The sequence below is a fragment of the Anaerocolumna chitinilytica genome, from assembly GCF_014218355.1.
Taxonomy (GTDB): domain Bacteria; phylum Bacillota; class Clostridia; order Lachnospirales; family Lachnospiraceae; genus Anaerocolumna; species Anaerocolumna chitinilytica.
In genome coordinates this window covers 2,172,169-2,187,570 of the sequence record NZ_AP023368.1, presented here as the reverse complement: position 1 = coordinate 2,187,570, position 15,402 = coordinate 2,172,169, and the positions used below count along the sequence as shown (strand labels likewise).

16 protein-coding genes are annotated in these 15,402 nt (G+C 38.3%); 4 read left to right on the top strand and 12 right to left on the bottom strand.

The annotated features are described in order from the left end of the window. The first annotated feature begins 185 nt into the window (after positions 1 to 185). Positions 186 to 1,520 carry an MATE family efflux transporter gene (locus bsdcttw_RS09475; RefSeq protein WP_185259132.1) on the top strand — a complete coding sequence of 445 codons (1,335 nt, stop codon included), beginning with the start codon at positions 186 to 188 and terminating at the stop codon, positions 1,518 to 1,520. Between the two features lie 6 nt (positions 1,521 to 1,526). Here the strand turns inward: bsdcttw_RS09475 and bsdcttw_RS09470 are convergent, their stop codons facing one another. The 4 genes from bsdcttw_RS09470 to bsdcttw_RS09455 all read right to left on the bottom strand — a co-directional run bounded on the left by bsdcttw_RS09470 (position 1,527) and on the right by bsdcttw_RS09455 (position 4,324). Further along, positions 1,527 to 2,150: an ABC-2 transporter permease gene (locus bsdcttw_RS09470; RefSeq protein WP_185259131.1), complete on the bottom strand. Its 624-nt coding sequence runs from the start codon at positions 2,148 to 2,150 to the stop codon at positions 1,527 to 1,529. Continuing rightward, positions 2,150 to 2,995: an ABC transporter ATP-binding protein gene (locus bsdcttw_RS09465; protein ID WP_185259130.1), complete on the bottom strand. Its 846-nt coding sequence runs from the start codon at positions 2,993 to 2,995 to the stop codon at positions 2,150 to 2,152. The genes bsdcttw_RS09470 and bsdcttw_RS09465 overlap by 1 nt, the downstream gene beginning before the upstream one ends. Before the next feature lie 63 nt (positions 2,996 to 3,058). Beyond that, entirely contained in the window at positions 3,059 to 3,436 is a 378-nt protein-coding gene (locus tag bsdcttw_RS09460; RefSeq protein WP_185259129.1) for a GntR family transcriptional regulator, read from the bottom strand. A gap of 102 nt (positions 3,437 to 3,538) precedes the next feature. Further along, positions 3,539 to 4,324, bottom strand: a complete 786-nt coding sequence (locus tag bsdcttw_RS09455) for a TIM barrel protein (protein WP_185259128.1) — start codon at positions 4,322 to 4,324, stop codon at positions 3,539 to 3,541. A gap of 271 nt (positions 4,325 to 4,595) precedes the next feature. On the opposite strand from bsdcttw_RS09455, the gene bsdcttw_RS09450 reads away from it, so the two are divergent. Beyond that, positions 4,596 to 4,814, top strand: coding sequence for a CsbD family protein (locus bsdcttw_RS09450; protein ID WP_185259127.1), 219 nt, complete (start codon positions 4,596 to 4,598; stop codon positions 4,812 to 4,814). Between the two features lie 50 nt (positions 4,815 to 4,864). Further along, the gene (locus tag bsdcttw_RS09445) at positions 4,865 to 5,116 is read left to right on the top strand and encodes a GlsB/YeaQ/YmgE family stress response membrane protein (RefSeq protein ID WP_185259126.1); all 252 of its coding nucleotides are present in this window, start codon (positions 4,865 to 4,867) and stop codon (positions 5,114 to 5,116) included. A gap of 143 nt (positions 5,117 to 5,259) precedes the next feature. On the opposite strand, the gene bsdcttw_RS09440 is transcribed toward bsdcttw_RS09445, so the two are convergent. From bsdcttw_RS09440 to bsdcttw_RS09420, 5 genes are all read right to left on the bottom strand, one after another. Next, positions 5,260 to 5,850 carry a starch-binding protein gene (locus bsdcttw_RS09440; RefSeq protein WP_185259125.1) on the bottom strand — a complete coding sequence of 197 codons (591 nt, stop codon included), beginning with the start codon at positions 5,848 to 5,850 and terminating at the stop codon, positions 5,260 to 5,262. A gap of 24 nt (positions 5,851 to 5,874) precedes the next feature. Beyond that, a complete protein-coding gene (locus bsdcttw_RS09435) occupies positions 5,875 to 7,608 on the bottom strand; it encodes a glycoside hydrolase family 13 protein (RefSeq protein ID WP_185259124.1) in 1,734 nt (577 codons plus the stop codon). A 62-nt stretch (positions 7,609 to 7,670) separates the two neighbouring features. Continuing rightward, entirely contained in the window at positions 7,671 to 9,167 is a 1,497-nt protein-coding gene (locus tag bsdcttw_RS09430; protein ID WP_185259123.1) for a sugar ABC transporter substrate-binding protein, read from the bottom strand. A gap of 34 nt (positions 9,168 to 9,201) precedes the next feature. Further along, complete coding sequence (locus tag bsdcttw_RS09425; RefSeq protein WP_185259122.1) at positions 9,202 to 10,044, bottom strand: sugar ABC transporter permease; 843 nt, start codon at positions 10,042 to 10,044, stop codon at positions 9,202 to 9,204. A 2-nt stretch (positions 10,045 to 10,046) separates the two neighbouring features. Beyond that, the gene (locus bsdcttw_RS09420; protein ID WP_185259121.1) at positions 10,047 to 11,387 is read right to left on the bottom strand and encodes a carbohydrate ABC transporter permease; all 1,341 of its coding nucleotides are present in this window, start codon (positions 11,385 to 11,387) and stop codon (positions 10,047 to 10,049) included. A 426-nt stretch (positions 11,388 to 11,813) separates the two neighbouring features. On the opposite strand from bsdcttw_RS09420, the gene bsdcttw_RS09415 reads away from it, so the two are divergent. Further along, complete coding sequence (locus bsdcttw_RS09415; RefSeq protein WP_185259120.1) at positions 11,814 to 12,746, top strand: LacI family DNA-binding transcriptional regulator; 933 nt, start codon at positions 11,814 to 11,816, stop codon at positions 12,744 to 12,746. A 112-nt stretch (positions 12,747 to 12,858) separates the two neighbouring features. On the opposite strand, the gene crcB is transcribed toward bsdcttw_RS09415, so the two are convergent. The 3 genes from crcB to bsdcttw_RS09400 form a co-directional block, all read right to left on the bottom strand. Continuing rightward, entirely contained in the window at positions 12,859 to 13,242 is a 384-nt protein-coding gene (gene crcB, locus bsdcttw_RS09410) for a fluoride efflux transporter CrcB (protein ID WP_185259119.1), read from the bottom strand. A gap of 42 nt (positions 13,243 to 13,284) precedes the next feature. Further along, entirely contained in the window at positions 13,285 to 14,034 is a 750-nt protein-coding gene (locus bsdcttw_RS09405) for a DUF4886 domain-containing protein (RefSeq protein ID WP_185259118.1), read from the bottom strand. A 77-nt stretch (positions 14,035 to 14,111) separates the two neighbouring features. Next, positions 14,112 to 15,281, bottom strand: coding sequence for a glycoside hydrolase family 5 protein (locus bsdcttw_RS09400; protein ID WP_185259117.1), 1,170 nt, complete (start codon positions 15,279 to 15,281; stop codon positions 14,112 to 14,114). Positions 15,282 to 15,402 lie beyond the last annotated feature (121 nt).

Here is a 15,402-nt window from a genome sequence, read left to right as displayed (position 1 = left end):
TCTATGGATAACTCCCCATTTTACTATTTTACAAATGATTTTAAGAATACTATAATAAAAGGCGTGCAAAGAAGCAAGAACTAATTATATAAATATGAATTAGAGTAAGCACAGCAATATGTATAAATAAATCAAATTTGTGTCTGCAATATATGAGCAGGTACCGGAAAGGTATATTTAATAATATGATAAAAGATTTGACAAAAGGAAGTCCCAGTAAAGTTCTGATTCAATTCTCTATTCCTATGTTTATCAGTGTTATATTCCAGCAAATGTACAGTCTTTCGGATAGCGTAATAGCCGGTAAGTTCGCAGGTGAAAATGCCCTGGCTGCCGTCGGTGCTTCCTACCCCATCACTATGATATTTATGGCTATCGCCTTTGGCTGTAATATCGGCTGCTCTGTTATTATATCCCAGCTATTTGGCAGAAAAGAACATGCCAAATGTAAAACCGCCATTTCCACTACGTTAATTACAACTCTGGTGTTATCGGTTATTTTAACTGTAATAGGCCTGTTAATCGCAGATCCCATGATGCGAATGATTCAAACTCCGGCAGACATCTTTGCGGACAGCTCTCTCTTCTTTAAGATATACATAGGAGGTTTTGCTTTCCTTTTCTTATATAATGTAGCAACCGGCATCTTTACTTCCCTGGGGGACTCCAATACACCCTTGTATTTTCTGATAGGTTCCTCCCTTGGTAATATCGGTTTATGTCTGTTGTTTGTTGGATATTTTCACCTGGGTGTAGCTGGTGTCGCCTGGGCTACCTTTATAGCACAAGGGACTGCTTGTATCCTCTCTTTAATTACCCTGGTATTCCGGTTAAGGCAGCTAAAAACAGAGAGCTACTCTCATTTTTCCACTCCTGTGTTATGGCAGATTGCAAGAGTAGCCATACCAAGTATCTTACAGCAAAGCTTTGTATCCGTAGGAAATATCTTCGTGCAAAATCTTATTAACGGCTACGGTACACCTGTCATTGCAGGCTTTTCCGCTGCTATTAAGCTTAATACCTTTGCAATTACTTCTTTATCAACCCTTGCGAACGGAATGTCCAGTTTCACCGCTCAAAATGTTGGTGCTAGAGATTACAACAGAATAAAAAAGGGCTTTCACAGTGGTATTGGCATGGTGCTTACCATCTGTCTGCCCTTTGTAATATCTTATATGTTTTTCGGAAGCCAGCTTATAAACTTTTTTAAGGTTGACAGTTCCTTAGGTCTTGCAACCGGTGTGCATTTTCTTCAGATAGCTTCTCCCTTTTATTTTATTATCTCTGTTAAATTATTAGCCGATGGTGTATTAAGAGGTGCCGGTTCCATGGGCCAGTTTATGGCAGCTACCTTGACTGACTTGGTATTAAGAGTTATACTCTCTTACATTCTCTCCCCGATATTCGGAACCAATGGAATCTGGGCATCCTGGCCAATCGGCTGGATTGCTGCAGCTATCCTCTCTATGTCCTTTTATTTCTCCGGTAAATGGAAAGAGACCAATGTTTTAAGGGACTAAGCTCCCTTAAAACTCCCTCTTCTCATATAAACGGACGGCGATTGCTGCAGACAACAGGAACAGCAGAATTGATACAACTATTATGAACCATAAATTATTCGATAAATAGTGAAGTATATCCAAACTAACCGTAAAATTACTGTACGCGAAGACTCCTACTCCTCCAGCAAGACCGCCTGTTAAGATAATAAACCACAATCTTGCCTTTTCCACACCAAGATAAAAAACAATGGGCAGGCTAAAGCTAGGATAAATCAATCCTGCAATAATTGTTAATATAACAGTTTCCCATTGAAATAAATCTCCTGTTTTGTCTAAGATGAGATTATATGTGAATCCACTTACAATATAGATAACACCTAACGCAAGAAGACCTAACCCAATTAATATATAGCGGCTTAGTACAATATCCCTTTTATTATAAGGCATTGCAATCGCCAGATAATCCCATTTGCTCCGTTCATCTATTCCCATTAATGTCAAAGGCAGCATAGCAATGAATAAAGACGAAAAAATTCCGAAAGACTCACTTCCTCCTACCGATAAAACTGTATAAAGTACAATACATAAAAGCATCATTCTTCCTTGCTTTAATAATACATACCAATCTTTTAACAACAAACCTTTCATTATGCGATTCCCTCCTTAGCCATTAATAAAATGATATCTTCAATTCCCGCCTTATCCATAGGATATTCTTTAAAATCTCTGCTTTTCTTTATTAATACATCGGCTCCATAAGCAGAAAGTCTTTTTCCCAGAATTTTTTCTGCCGGAATATTTTTTAGATTTTCTTTGCTGCAATGAAGAATGGCATACTCCTCCAGCAATCGGTCCTTTTCCTCACTAAAGAGCAGCCTTCCTCTATGCAAAAAGGTGATATAATCGCAAAGTTTCTCTAAATCTGATACAATATGGGAGGAAATAAGAATACTGTGTTCTTCATCCCTTGTGAATTCATAAAATAATTCCAGTATTTCTTCCCTTGCCATTGGATCCAGTCCGCTAGTGGCTTCATCCAGTATCAAAAGCTTTGCTTTATGTGACATAGCCGCAGCTATAGAAAGTTTCATCTTCATTCCTCTGGAAAATTCTTTGAAAACTTTTTTCTCCGGAATATTAAAGTGTTTCAAATAAGTAAAAAACCTATCCTCTTCCCAATTCTTATAACTATATTTCAAGAAGTTATTAATCTGCCGGCCAGTCAGATACTCGGGATAATATGCTTCATCCAGTACAATACCAATATCCTCTTTGGTTTCTTTAAAATCAACGCTGTTATCTCTTCCAAGGACTGAAATCTCTCCATTATCTCTCTTTATGGTATTCATAATCAGCTTAATGGTCGTACTCTTTCCGGCACCGTTTTCACCGATAAGCCCCATGATACACCCCTGAGGAAGACTAAAACTGATGTTATTCAGACTGAACTCCTTATAAGATTTATTTAGATTCTTTACTTCCAAAGCATTCATACTATTTTCCCTTCTGTCTTTCTTATTTTATTTCTGTTCTAATTACTGTTGTCCCTTCCTCTTTCAACTATCTTCTTTTAATAGCGTGCGGAACATCTCTATCAAGTCATCGTTGGTCAGGTGACTGGAAATAGCCAGTTTTGCGATAATTTGCATGTGTTCCTCGATTTTCATTAAATTTGCTTCCTTAAGCATCTCAATACCTCTCTCGGCAACAAAGCATCCTTTTCCCGGAATGGTATCTATATAACCTTCTCTTTCCAACTCCTCATAAGCTCTTTTGGTTGTGATTACACTGATACGTAAATCTTTCGCCAGAGTACGGATGGAAGGCAATGCTTCTCCGCTCTCCAGTTTTCCTGATATGATTAAATCCTTTATGCTTTTGCATATCTGGTCATATATAGGAATATTGGACGAATTACTGATAAATATCTCCAACTTATCACTCCTCTTCTCTTTCCTTCTTACTGTATATCAAAACCAGGCATACTGTATATATACAATATATACAGTATGCCTGGTTTTGTCAATACTAGAATTTTAAAATTTATTTTCTTTCAGCCATTTCACTGATTCAGTAAGGCTCCAGGCTGTCTTGGTTTCCAGAACACACCTGCTTTTCGTATCCTCTGCCGTTTTTAATCTGCCGAAAAGGTCTATTTCTCCGCTTCCCAGGGTTAGATGGTTTTGCAGCCCCAAAGCATCATGAATATGAAAATGCTTTAGCTTCTCTCTGTGAAGTAATATGTACGCTTCATCCATATCCTTTGCTGCATGGGAATGACCGATATCCCAGGTTAGTGTAAAAACAGGATATTGGAGCAACCTATCAATTCCTTCTCTTTGAAAAGATTTATACCCGTCCGTATTCTCAATAGATATCACAAGTTTTCTATCTCCGATAATTTCAGAACAACATTTTCCGAACCTCTCAATCTTCTCCAGATACCTATCTTTGTATTTATCAAATAGGAATTCCTTCTTATCAGGCAGAGTAATATATACTCCTTTGTGCATGTGCATATTAATTAAAGGAACTTCTAACTTAATTGCTGCCTTTAGGGTTTCATAAACTGTTTCTTCATAAGCATCTGCAACACGATTGTTAAAGTCACATACATTCATATTCTCATCCAGATGGATCGTGTAATAAATACCGTATTGCCTGCTTATTTCCGTAAGGAAGTCCACATTACGAACTGCCTCTTCTGTATACTGTGGCAGATTCATATTAAGTTCTATGAACTTGAGCCCTAAATCATGGCATAAGGCTGCATTTTCCTGTAGAGTATCAAATTCGATTAATGTTGGCATACCGTAATCCATTATCTTCCTCCCTTTCTCCGAACCTATTGTTTACTAACCAGATTCTTCCACCATTAATCCTAGCACAAGAAAAGATGAATTACAACTTGGGATACTCGGCGAGGCGAATAAGCGGTATATATAAACTATTAATATGATAATATTTATCAAATTAATAGTTTATTTAACTTTTATATTGAAATTCATTATCATTTATAGTAAAATGCAATCAAAGATTATACTATTTATAAACTTAATAATCTTCAAATTCAATGTTAAAGGAGAGAAAATTATGAAAAATACAAATAGTAATCTTGACAAGATTACCGGAACGGTAAAAGAAAATGCAGGAAAAATAATTGGCTCAGAACAACTGGAGCTGGAGGGCAAGCTTCAAAGAAAACGTGGTGAATTATCAGAAGCAGCTTGTGATTTAGGCGAATCTCTAAAAGAAAAAGCTTCAGAAGCAGCCAACAAGATTATTGATAAACTGGATAAGAAAGATAAGTAAATAATCTTGGTATACATAAAAAATAAATCACTACAGAAAGGATAAAAATTATGGGACTATTAAGTTGGATTATTATCGGCGGTATAGCCGGATGGTTAGCCAGTATTTTTACCGGCAATGATAAAAAAATGGGACTGGGCGGCAACATATTGGTAGGTATTCTGGGCGGTTTAATCGGTGGTTTCTTAATTAATATATTGGGCGGAAAAGGAGTAACCGGTTTTAACTTATGGAGCCTTCTGGTATCCTTTATCGGATCCGTAGTATTACTTGCAATTATTAATGCCTTTACAAAGAAATAATATGAAAGCAAAAACATAAAATCCATGAAACTCTTCAGGTAAAGAAATCATCAGTCTAAGAGTTTCATGGATTTTTGTTTATTTATTCTAAGTGCAGCAGGGTAATAACTGTCTTAATTCATATTTATACTGCAATTATTGAATTAAGCTCTTTTCTTTCTTCCCTGTATGGATGTGATACTAAAAACCACTACAGCTCCAGCCATAAGTATCATTGGAACTACACTAAGCGTTTCTCCTGTCTTTGGAACATCGGAAGTCTCTGCAGCCTTGTCGGTTTTACTACTTTCAGCTGCTGGGGCAGCAAGCACGGGCCAGCCTTCTTCTGGTTCCGTATGAAGTACGGCTGCTACACCGGATACTCCCATATCATTATCTGCTGCTTCACCGCCTACTACGATCCAATATTCCTTGCCGTCTTTAGACAGATCATTGATATTTCCGGATTGAGGTGTTCCGGGCTTTGCACTGAATACCAAATTAAGGTTCACTTTAGTGTCAAAAGTATAGGTATACCATCCATCGCCTTCCGCTTCCATAGCAGTTCCTGGCCATACTCCGGCTGTTTCACCATCATCCCCCCAATTGTAGACGTTCATACTTCCCCATTTGGCTCCGTCCTTCACATGAATTGTAACCTGATTACCGGCAGCAAATGCCTTTAATCCGGTTCCGGCAGTAATTACAACTGCTGCCAGCAAAAACACCATTACTTTTTTCCATAAATTTTTCATAACTTTTACCTTCCTTCTTTTTATTTAAACGGTTTTCAGATACAGAGCAGAATCAGCCGGTACTAAAAAGCTTTTATCCACAGCGTTATCTCCATAAGTCTGGCCGCTTAGTAACTCACTTATAGCAGTGAACTCTTTATCAGGTAATTGATAATGTTTTTCTTCCTCTGTATTATTTATTACAATATAAATGTTTTCTTCCCTAAAGCTTCTCTTCATAACAAAGAGATTATCATTACTATGAAAACTGATTGTTCCATCCTTCAATGCCATCTCAGTCTTACGAATCTGTATAAGTTTTTTATAAAAAATATACAAATCCATATCCCAATTCTCCTGCTTCCAGTCAAATCCTCTCCTGCACCCCGGATCATACGCTCCGGTCATACCGATTTCTGTTCCGTAATATGTACAGGGAATACCTCGATAGCCAAAGAGAAAGGCTGCCGCATTCTTAAGCTTCTCTTTGTTTTCGCTGCAAGCATAAAGAAAACGTTCCGTGTCATGACTGTCTAAAAGATTTAACATTGCCTCATTTACCTGATCTGTATATCTCATTAATAAGGTACCAAGTCCCTTTTCAAACTCTTTTGCTTTCATGGTTCTTCTTGCAAAATAATCAAGGCAGAGCTTTGTAACCGGATAATTCATCACACTGTCAAACTGGTCTCCCATAAGCCATGGATAGGCATTATGCCAGTTCTCTCCGATTATTACCGCATCTTCTTTGATTTCCTTTACAAGATTTCGGAATTCCCTCCAAAAATGATGATCGATTTCATCGGATACATCAAGTCTCCAACCGTCAATCTCGAATTCTTCCATCCAGTATCTCACTGTATCAAAGAGATATTTCTTTAGCTCCGGATTGGAAGTATTCAATTTCGGCATATAAGAAACATATCCAAAGGTTTGATAATTTAACGGTTTTTTACTTAAAGGAAATTCTTCTATGCAAAACCAATCATAGTAAGGTGAAGCTTTTCCTTTTTCTTTTACCTCTAAAAAGGGCGGAAAATATTCGCTGCAATGATTAAAAACAGCATCCAGAATTATTTTTATTCCTTTTTCATGGGCTTTTCTTACGAATTCCTGAAAGACTTTCTTATCACCAAAATACTTGTCAATCTCTTTGTAATCTACGGTGTCATATTTGTGATTGGAGGGTGATTCAAAAATAGGGGTTAAGTAAATCCCGTTAATTCCAAGTTCCTGCAAATAATCAAGTTTCAACAGGATTCCCTTCAAATCTCCCCCGTAGAAGCTCTTTGGCTTTGGTTCCGAGTCCCAGGGCACCAGTTCCTTGGGAGAATTATTTTCATCACCATTAAAAAATCTTTCTACAAATATTTGATAAAACACTGCTTCTTTGACCCACTCCGGTTCTTTATGGATATCTGCCTTATTGATGTAGGGATACTGAAAGAAATAGCAATAAGACATATCATCGGGAAACTCCTCTAAAAACCCGGCTTCTGTATAGCAGATACTCTCCTCTTTACCAGTTATTTTAAAATAATAACCGATTCTTGTATCTGATAGTTCAAGATTTGTCTGATAATAGTCATATAGCTCATCTGTCAGTATCTTCTTCATGGAGACTTTCTTATGATTCATCCAATCATATTTAATGCCATATACCAACTCTATTGCACTTACATCATCCTTTGCCGTCCGAAGACGAATATGCATGGTGTTTTCTCCATAGGCATAGGCATCGCTGCTTTTTGGTGTATGATTAATTGCCTCTAAATTCATTCTGTTCTTCTGCCTTTCTGTGGTGTTTTTCTTTTATTAGCCTGCTGCTCTTTGTAAGTTCTTTATTCCGTTGTAAGCATAGTCTTCCAATCGGAAACTGCTTTTTCTCTGCCTTCTTTAGGTGTTAGGGTGCCGTCAAACACTGCCTGACAAGTCCCTGCAGAGATAGTCCAATAGAAGGAGATTCTCTGTACAGAAGGCATAGGATAAGAATTAGCAAATTGTTCAACAAAAGGTTTTATGTATTCATCCGTTGATATCCCTTTAATATTGCTGACATTCTTAAGAGTAGTTATTTTATTAGCCTTTTCATATAACAACTGTGCTCCCTCATCACTAACCAAAAACTCTGCCAAAAGCTGTGCTGCTTTTGGATATTTGCTAAAAGCTGATACATGTGCATTCTGGACTCCTGCAAATGGTGTCATTGTCTTTCCCTTATAAGTAGGTAAGGAAGAAACGCCAAAGTTAACTCCGCTGTCTTTGAATTCTTTGATATCCCAGGGACCCGAAATCTCATATGCAACTTTACCCTCCTCAAACTGACTTCTTAAGAAGCTTACATTACCAAGATCTGTAGAGCTAACCGGCATAATATCATGCAGCTCTTTTATAAGTTCAAGGCCTCCTTCAAATTCATCACTGTCAAAACCGGGATTATCATTATCCTTTCCCTCCTTGCCGAAGAGGCTAAAACCTTCTGCACTGAGAAAAGGATAGATCTTATATCCGTCACCAATGGTACTGAGAAAATAAAACTGATTCTTATCTGTATTGTTAAAGGACTTTGCCTTATCCATTATCTCTTCCAATGTTCTTGCCGGCTGCTCTCCCACAATATCCTTATTGTAGAATAAGCAACTGGTTTCCAGGGATACGGGTACTCCATATATTTTTCCTTCCGAAGTCACTGTCTTAATTCCAACCTCATTCACCCGTTCCTTCAGTTCTGCTGCTACAGAGTCCTCCATCGGGAGAAATAACCCGGCTGCTAAACCGTGCTGAAAAGAATCATGAGGACTCATGAAAACATCGGCACCGGTACCTGCAGGCCCGCTTAAGGATATCTTATCAATTGCACCAAGACCTACTTCTTCAACAGAAACCGGAACCTTATATTTTTCCTGGAACTTAGCAGCAACCGCCTTGCCAAATTCCAAATCTCCTGTCCAAAACAGAAGCTTTGCTCCTTCTTCCGGCGTTAAGGAAGGAGTTTCTTCTGCTCCGCCGTTATCCGAGGTCTTTGTATCTACGCTTCCAGAATCAGTTGTATTGGCATTCGTCGTATCGCTGTCTGCTGCTTTTACCTCTGTATTTGCATCAGCCGAAGCTTTATTTACAAGATTATCTTCCGGCGGAAGCTCTCTTTTACAGCCTCCTAACATGGCCATCAAAGTCACAATAAGAATCAAAGCCAGAATCTTTCTCATTATCAATCCCATAGCTACCGCAGTCTTAGGAATAGTCCTCTGCAGTACTGCCACATTCAATCCAGGTTGAAAGAATCCTTTCGTGGCATCCTTTCTATCATTTCTATTTTCTTTCAACCTTTCTATCATTTTGCACGGTATCTCATGTACACTGTAAATCGAATTAACCTTTGTTCGCGCCGGCAGAGATTCCTTCCACCAGATACTTTTGAAACAACAAATACAGAATAGTGATTGGTACGGCTATTAATACCGCACCGGCTGCAAAGGTGGTAAAGTAGGAGTTTTCATTTCCGGTTATCATAGCATAGAGTCCAACTGCAATCGTTTTTGTGCTTGTTCCGGTAAACAGCAGATTTGGCAGTATGTAATCCATCCAGGGAGCCATAAATTGGGCAACGGCACAGTATACGATAATCGGTTTCGACATTGGTATAATTATCTTGAAAAAGGTGTTGATTTTGGAACTTCCGTCTATGTAAGCTGCTTCATCCAGAGAAATTGGTACTCCGTCCAGATATCCTTTCACCAGCCAGACGTTATAGGGAATTGCCCCCGCAGAATATACCAGGACCAGTGACAGGGGAGTCTTATTCAAGCCAAAGGTAATAAACAGGGTATAGATAGCAGTCATTGATAGAAAACTAGGAAACATCGACAGGATTAGCATAGTCATAAGGCCTGATTTTCGTCCCTTGAAGTGAAATCTTGATACTACCCATGCTGTTACCAATATCAGGACAACAGAAACAAAAGCATTTAAGATTGCTATGGATAAGCTGTTCTTAAACCATATCAGATAATCTGTTTCCCGAAATAAACGAACATAATTCTGCACCGTTAGTACGCTAGGGATCAAGGATGAACCGGTTAGCCCTGTGCCTTTATGAAAGGAAGACATTACAATCCATATAACCGGTATTAGTACAATCAGTGAAGTAATAATTAGTTCTGCATTTATCAAAAATGCTTTTAAACCCCTTGGATTCTTTTTTCTGTTCTTCATTCCTAGACCTCCTTAAAAGCACTGCTTCTTTTAAAATTCCAAAAAGATACACCGCCAACCAGTATGAAAAGGATAATACACATAACCGCAGCCATATCATATATCTGATTATTCAAGGTTAGTTTATAAATCCAGGAAATCAATATATCCGTATCGCCTGCAAGCTGATAATTCGGGTTGACCGGACCGCCTTCTGTTAAGAAATAGATAGACCCGAATCCGTTAAAATTACCTGCAAGATTCATAACCAAGAGCGGTCCCGTTGCCTGAAAGACCAGCGGCAGGGTTATCTTTTGAAAAACCTGTAAATCTCCGCCCCCATCTATCTGAGCCGCTTCATACAGACTCTTGTCAATATTAGAGAGAATTCCCTGTATCATAATCATAAACATGGGAAATCCCATCCAAAGATTCACAAGCACCACTGTTACTTTTGCAATCATCGGATCTGTTAAAAAGGGTATTCGCTTATTGGTAACTCCAATATCAATTAAGAACTGACCTAATGGCCCAAACTGACCATTTAACAGATTCTTAAATACTAATAAGCTTATCATCTGGGGAATAGCCCAGGGTAAGATCATAATACTCCGATACAACGATTTCACTTTCACATGTTTGCTGTTTAAGAGCACTGCCTGAAACATTCCGAAAAAATAGGTAGTAAAGGTAGCAAGCAAGGACCAGATAACCGTCCAGATAAGTACCGAAAAGAAAGTTCCTGACCAGATGGGTACCTTAAAGAGTTTCACAAAGTTCTTTAAGCCCACCCAATCCACAAGGCTTGCCGGTGGCAGATGGTTTTTGTTATAGTTTGTGAATGCTGTTAAAAATGAAAATAATATTGGCATTAATACCATAAAGGCTACCAGTATGATAACCGGTGTCAGTACGATGTAAGGAAAAGATTTGCTTAAAGTATGTTTTAAATATTCCCCTGAGGTAGTATAGACCCCTTTACTATCAATATCTTTTCCTGTCTGGTAGGCATCTCTTAAATTCCAGATATACAGGAGTACAAAGAGTGCCAGAACCATTATACTGATAATACCTTCTATCATCAGCATGGTAGAATGATCCCCATACCTTGCTCCGGCTTTATCCCCCAGTGTAAACAGTCCCCAGAGTCCTCTTGTAAAAAAGCCTCCATAGATTCCAATTCGGAAATGTACGATATTACCCGCCAGATAATCCAGCCAATAACCCGAGAAGAACTCTATCGATAAAAAGATAAGTTCCATACAAAAGAATAAAAACCCTTTCATCTTCTGCTTTCCGATAAGAAATTGCCCTCCGCCCCATATAAATACTGATATCAGAAACGATACCTTCCTCTTTGCCATAGTACTAGCCATGCCTTTCTGTTAGTCTATAAACCCTTTTTGTTGTTAATAATGAATATATTTCTCATTAATTTGATTTAACTTAAGCGCTTAATCTAACTATAGATTAGCACCAATTTTTATCTGTGTCAAGTAATATTGCATAATTAATTGTGTATTCAATCATATTTTATTATATATATTATACATATTTTCAACTTAAACATTATTTTGTTAAGTAGTTTTTAATCAATTCTAATCCTTATAAATAAAGGCTTTTTGCTCTTTTTTCCAAAAAAATTAAGTTGATTAATTTTTATCTAATTGTACTTTTCATTGAACCAAAGAAATAGTTTTCCTGATGCCGACCTCTCTTTTCCACTTATTGAAAGGCTTGTAACATAATGTTATAATTGTTTTAACAGAAGGGAAAGGCTGGGGTTATATATGAAAAGAGAAAAGGTTACAATGAAGGATATCGCAGATAAACTAGGGCTCTCCCTTGCTACGGTATCCTATGTTATGAATCATTCCGAAAAAGAGAAAATCAGCCATGATACCAGAATTAAAGTATTAGAGACTGCCAAAAGCATGGGGTATGTACCAAATCAGACAGCGAAGTCCTTAGCCAGCCGGAGAAGTAATCTGGTCGGAATTATTGTAAACTTAAACAACCAGGCTTCCTCCAATCTAAAGTACCAGTATTTGGATCTAGCTGCGGAACTTGAACAGGAACTCTATCTAAGCGGATATGATTCTATTCTTTCCGTTGCGTATGACTTAGAGAACATCGAGATGAAATACAAGCATTCCCTGGAAGCAGTATTTATGATAGACATTAACGAGAAATCCTTAAGAAAAGTAACGGGAAAATATTATGTTCCGGTGATTTTCCTGGAATGTGATTTTGACGAGGGTTTATTCTATAAGATATTACCGGATTATAAAACAGCAATTAACCAGGCTAAGGTACTCCTTCAAGAGGAATCCCCCTACCTGGTCATGGAAAATGTCACCAATAAAACGCTAAAAGAAGCAATAACTGACTGTTTTGCCAAGGAGGATATCTATATCCATCACAAGGATGCTGAATTGAAGGATTTTCTTTATGCCAAAAAGAATCGTAAGGGTATCATCATTGGTGATCTCTTAGGTTCTAAGGTAGAAAGATATGTAGATAATTCTGAAATTACAGTAATATCCTCGAATCAGGACACAGATATCTTAATGGCTGATACCAGACGAATTATCATAAGTAACAGTCAAAAGGCAAAGGCAGCGGTAGAAGTACTAAAAAAACTTATAACTCTGGAATACGATGCCAATGGTCATACAAGAATTCTCCTCCAGCCGGAGGTTTATGGGAACTCCATCAGATAACAAATGCTTACAAAACATCAAAATGAATTAGATGTAAAGGGGAATTTCACATGGATTTAAAAAAGCTTTCTGTAATTCTCATCACAGAAAGCTTTTTTAGACTAAATATTACTTATACCGGCCATACCAGTCTTGACGTCCATTTCCCAAGGATTACAGCGATAAGCCCAAGTCCTAAATTCAGGGTGGCATACAGGATTCCTATAACATACCTGCTGTCGGACATAAAATTCACCGTTTCCAGTCCGAAGGTTGAAAAGGTAGTAAACCCGCCTAAAATTCCTGTGGTTAGGAACAATCGAATCTCCGGTGTTACATTTTTATTATGAGCGCTTAATTCCATAATAAAACCAATAAAGAAACATCCCACAACATTAACGATTAGAGTTCCCGCGGGAAATTTGCCTTCAAACCATTTTGAGGTACCCGTAGATACTAAGTATCGCAATCCACTGCCCAAAAAACCTCCAAGGCATACCAATAACAATCGAATCATCTCTTCGCCTCCATAATATCTTACCTTATTGTCATCCGACAATTAATCTTCCAGATAAGTATTTACGGCTTCTTTTACAGTCTGTAACAGCTTCCTATCAGTCTGTAGTTCTTCTGACTCCGGTATAAACGTATTAGAAAGGATGTCCCCCTGCAGAAGAGTTTTGTACCATGTAAGTGCCAGGGCATAACGGCCGTAAGGTATATTCATATGAAAACCATCCCGGCAAAGGCTAATTCCACCATTTCCATAGTCAAATTCCGGAAGACTTCTTAAATACTGAATAACGTCTCCGCAGGGTATCTGCTTTAAGGAGAGTTTCTTTGCTGCAAGATTATAGGCTTTTGTTAATTCCTCATACATCTTGTTTTGATTATTGTCATAATATTGATATTCCGAATGAGTTGAATCTTTCTCATAAGCCCAGGTCTTATGTATCCACTGGGTTGCATCCGGTACTAAACTCTTTACATAAGCAGATAATTTTTCAATATATGGATTATAGCTCTCAGGTAAACCACTCTGTCCGCTGCACTGCTGCAGGGTAATAATATCCCATTTTTCTTCCTGAAGTGCTTCTTTCACGGCTACCTTACGGCCTGTATAGCTGCCGTTTAACTGGTAATCATAATCTGGGATATCTCCCTCCACGTTGTTCCAATGCCGTTGCAGAGAACAGCCTCCAATATAGAGATTTACCACCTTCATATCTCTTCCGCCATTCTGAGCTATTTGATACAGGTATGCGGTAGCATCTTCCGAAAAGCTGTTACCAATTGCTAAGATTTTCATATGTCCTCCATTCCATGCTGCTGATTATTCTTTTATCTCTATGATACCGCAAATACCCCAAAGAAGAAAGTATAAAATCATTCTTCCGAATGGTTTACTCCAGCACTATATTCTTCAAAACGTCCGTCACTGTAGATTCTTATGGCCTCTGTAACAGCTTCCTTTTCACTAAAGTTCTCTGTCCTTAAGGACTCCCCCCACTTAGTTAGAATCTCTTCATAGGTATCATTTTTTACATCTGCTTTCGGAAGCTCTGCTACATACCAGAAGAAAGTACCCACATCTTTTACACCTTTGTAAGACCAGGTGGTCCAGCTAAGCCCCTGTTCATTACACATTGAAAGACCATGTAAATTCTGAAATTCTCCCACAAACCCTGCAACCCCATATCGGTCTCTGGTCTCAGCCATGGCTAGTGTCCACTTATAGAAATTCTCGTCATCATCGTACAGATGTGTCTGATACATCATATTCTCCCAACCAAGTTCTTTCGGGTCCGGCAGATTAGATACCCTCCAGATTCCTTCCACCGTTATGATATGGTCTTTATCGATATTCCTGATGACCTTTATCATGCGATCATAGACTGCATTACTCATCTGCCAGCTTTCTTCCAGAAAAGGGTCGTAGCTGTGTTCTCCTTCATAACCGCCGTTATTCTGAGGCTCGTTCATAATATCATAAGCTGCCACTGTTTTATTCTCTTTATAACGTTCCGCAATTGCAGCCCATAAATTCTCCATTACTTTTAAATACTCTTCCTTGGTATAAAGGTCATTTCTGCATAAAGTACCACAGCAGTGGTCCATACTCTGACCTCCCGGGCAGCCATGCATATCCAGAATTACGTACAAGCCATATTTTTCAGCCATTTTTATTATCCAGTCAAGACGTTTGAAACCGGGGTTCTTAGAGAAATCCTCTTCTATCCAGGTTCCGGTTTCATCAGTCATAAAGTTTCGGTACCAAAAGGGTACACGTAGAGCATTTAACCCTTTCTCTGCTATATTCTTAATATCCCATTCTGTTATCCAGTTATCCTGATAGGTTTCAAATAGAATCTGTGTCTGCTCTTTTCCGAATCGTTCTTCCAGTATGTTCAGAGTATCCAGGTTAGCCCATTTACGGTCTTCACCGCTTACCGGACACATCCAGCTCTCTTGAATCAGCCAGCCTCCCAGATTTACACCTCGAAGTACTATTTCTCTTCCGTCTTCTTCTAATAATCTTCCGTTAACAACTTTCATCTCTTCACCATTTATTACCGCAACACTTCTGCAGTTACTTCAAAAGACTGCAATACTAGCCCTCTGCGGTATCCTTTCACATTTCATTTTCTTTACCCTTAGTACCTCTTTTATTTTGACG

Bases quoted from the DNA above. Each gene is read 5' to 3' on its own strand.
- bsdcttw_RS09415 (WP_185259120.1), top strand. From the start codon at position 11,814: ATGAAAAGAGAAAAGGTTACAATGAAGGATATCGCAGATAAACTAGGG.
- bsdcttw_RS09430 (WP_185259123.1), bottom strand. From the start codon at position 9,167: ATGATAGAAAGGTTGAAAGAAAATAGAAATGATAGAAAGGATGCCACG.
- crcB (WP_185259119.1), bottom strand. From the start codon at position 13,242: ATGATTCGATTGTTATTGGTATGCCTTGGAGGTTTTTTGGGCAGTGGA.
- bsdcttw_RS09470 (WP_185259131.1), bottom strand. From the start codon at position 2,150: ATGAAAGGTTTGTTGTTAAAAGATTGGTATGTATTATTAAAGCAAGGA.
- bsdcttw_RS09450 (WP_185259127.1), top strand. From the start codon at position 4,596: ATGAAAAATACAAATAGTAATCTTGACAAGATTACCGGAACGGTAAAA.
- bsdcttw_RS09465 (WP_185259130.1), bottom strand. From the start codon at position 2,995: ATGAATGCTTTGGAAGTAAAGAATCTAAATAAATCTTATAAGGAGTTC.
- bsdcttw_RS09425 (WP_185259122.1), bottom strand. From the start codon at position 10,044: ATGAAGAACAGAAAAAAGAATCCAAGGGGTTTAAAAGCATTTTTGATA.
- bsdcttw_RS09420 (WP_185259121.1), bottom strand. From the start codon at position 11,387: ATGGCAAAGAGGAAGGTATCGTTTCTGATATCAGTATTTATATGGGGC.
- bsdcttw_RS09455 (WP_185259128.1), bottom strand. From the start codon at position 4,324: ATGGATTACGGTATGCCAACATTAATCGAATTTGATACTCTACAGGAA.
- bsdcttw_RS09400 (WP_185259117.1), bottom strand. From the start codon at position 15,281: ATGAAAGTTGTTAACGGAAGATTATTAGAAGAAGACGGAAGAGAAATA.
- bsdcttw_RS09475 (WP_185259132.1), top strand. From the start codon at position 186: ATGATAAAAGATTTGACAAAAGGAAGTCCCAGTAAAGTTCTGATTCAA.
- bsdcttw_RS09445 (WP_185259126.1), top strand. From the start codon at position 4,865: ATGGGACTATTAAGTTGGATTATTATCGGCGGTATAGCCGGATGGTTA.
- bsdcttw_RS09405 (WP_185259118.1), bottom strand. From the start codon at position 14,034: ATGAAAATCTTAGCAATTGGTAACAGCTTTTCGGAAGATGCTACCGCA.
- bsdcttw_RS09440 (WP_185259125.1), bottom strand. From the start codon at position 5,850: ATGAAAAATTTATGGAAAAAAGTAATGGTGTTTTTGCTGGCAGCAGTT.
- bsdcttw_RS09435 (WP_185259124.1), bottom strand. From the start codon at position 7,608: ATGAATTTAGAGGCAATTAATCATACACCAAAAAGCAGCGATGCCTAT.